Annotated in this window: 2 protein-coding genes; one reads left to right on the forward strand and one right to left on the reverse strand. The window is 65.1% G+C overall.

Annotation, left to right across the window (positions count from 1 at the left end; all coding sequences use genetic code 11):
• Positions 1-182: 182 nt before the first annotated feature.
• A complete protein-coding gene (locus ACFWTC_RS38895; RefSeq protein ID WP_383933319.1) occupies positions 183-590 on the forward strand; it encodes an Imm10 family immunity protein in 408 nt (135 codons plus the stop codon).
• Here ACFWTC_RS38895 and ACFWTC_RS38900 read toward each other — a convergent pair.
• Positions 571-1,400 (reverse strand): IS5 family transposase gene (locus ACFWTC_RS38900; RefSeq protein WP_383933317.1). Its coding sequence is split into 2 segments (ribosomal slippage): positions 571-1,043 and positions 1,043-1,400, totalling 831 coding nucleotides; the frame shifts between segments, so codons are not numbered across the junction. The two genes, ACFWTC_RS38895 and ACFWTC_RS38900, sit on opposite strands and share 20 nt — an antisense overlap.
• Positions 1,401-1,656 lie beyond the last annotated feature (256 nt).

Genomic DNA, 1,656 nt, shown 5'->3' on the forward strand with positions numbered 1-1,656 from the left:
TCCGCATGCTCATCCGCCGAGCAACGAGCCGCTACCGCTGGGACGGCCGCCCCACCACCCGGCGCCTCAAATGATCCATTTGCCGGTCGGTCTAAGACGTCGTTTCTTATGGAGGCATCTACAGCACTTGTTGGCGGAGGGGGTGAGCGTGAGCTGTGCTGGGCTCCTGGTAGAACCGGTGTATGACATACAGGTTCACGGCCCGTGCGGTGGCTGCCGAGGTCGACGTTGATGGCGAGATGCAGGCCGGCGTGGCGGAGGAGGGTGAGGGCTTCTTCCTGCTGTTCACGAGCGCTATCGGTGAACCGTCCGTACAGGACATCTCGCTCGGGCTCGACACGTACTGCGTGATGACCCCGGACCAGTGCACGGCCTATGGCTGTGTCCGCGAGGTGGCTCTGACAGGCAGCCTGCTCACGGTGTCGCTGGACCCCGGTTGTCTGGATGACTTGGAGTTGGAGGACGCGAAGATCGAGGCAGTGCTCGACCTGCCAGCCGAGAGCATCGACGAGATGCGCGAGGTGCTTGCGAAGGTGCTGACCTTCGGACGCGAGGAAGCCCGCCCCCGGCTCACTGGTTTCTCGGTTTGATCCGCCTATCGAGGCGGCGGTATCCGATCAGGAGTGCTGCGATGCCGACGAAGGCGAGGAAGTGTTCGGCCTTACGTTCGTAGCGGCGGTGGAGGCGTCGGCAGCCGGCCAGCCAGGACACGGTCCTCTCGACGACCCAGCGGTGGCGGCCGAGCCGCTGTGACGACTCGATGCCCCGGCGGGCGATGCGGTGGCAAATGCCGCGTTTGCGGAGCCATCGGCGCAGATGGTCGGAGTCGTAGCCCTTGTCCGCGTGCAGTTTCCCTGGCCGTCGCCTGCGGGGGCCGCGGCGGGAACGGATGGGCGGGATCCCGCGCACGAGCGGCTCAAGGCCGAGGCTGTCGTGCATGTTGGCGCCCGAGACGCCCAGCGAGAGGGGCAGTCCGTTCCGGTCGGTGATCAGGTGAATCTTCGATCCCAACTTGCCACGGTCGGTCGGATTCGGTCCGGTCAGTGGCCCCCTTTTGCCGCCCGCAGGCTGACCGAGTCGATCGCGCAACGCGACCAGTGCAACTCACCGCGGACGCCAAGTTCGTCGAGGACGACACGGTGCAGCCTCGCCCAGACACGGGCCCGGCTCCACTGAGCGAAACGCCGGTATACCGTCTGCCAGCTCGGGCCGAACATCGGCGGGAGCTGCCGCCACGTGCAACCCGAGGTCGCCACGAAGATGATCGCGGCCAATGCCTCACGGTCACCGGCACGCCGTCGGCCCCCACCCTGCGGACGTATCACTTCCGTCGGCGGTACCACCCGCCGGAACAACACCCACAACTCATCCGGCACCAGCCGCTCAACCAGATCAGTCATGCACGGTTCAAACGAACGATCACGCCATGAGAAAGACGTCTAAGAACGCCATCCCCGCAACTACCTGGCCTTCCTCGGCCGCAGCCCTTTGCTGCTACAAACGGCTCGTCCGCCTCACCACAAAGGACACGTCTTAGCCTCGCGCTTTCACGTGGCTGCGCGTCCGATGGATGATCGGAAACGAGAAGAGTGCTCCTGACCTGCAACGATGGGACTTGTCTAGGGTCCAGGTCGTCGCGTGGGAAGAAGCACTCCT

The sequence above is a fragment of the Streptomyces sp. NPDC058619 genome, from assembly GCF_042717785.1.
Classification (GTDB): Bacteria; Actinomycetota; Actinomycetes; order Streptomycetales; family Streptomycetaceae; genus Streptomyces.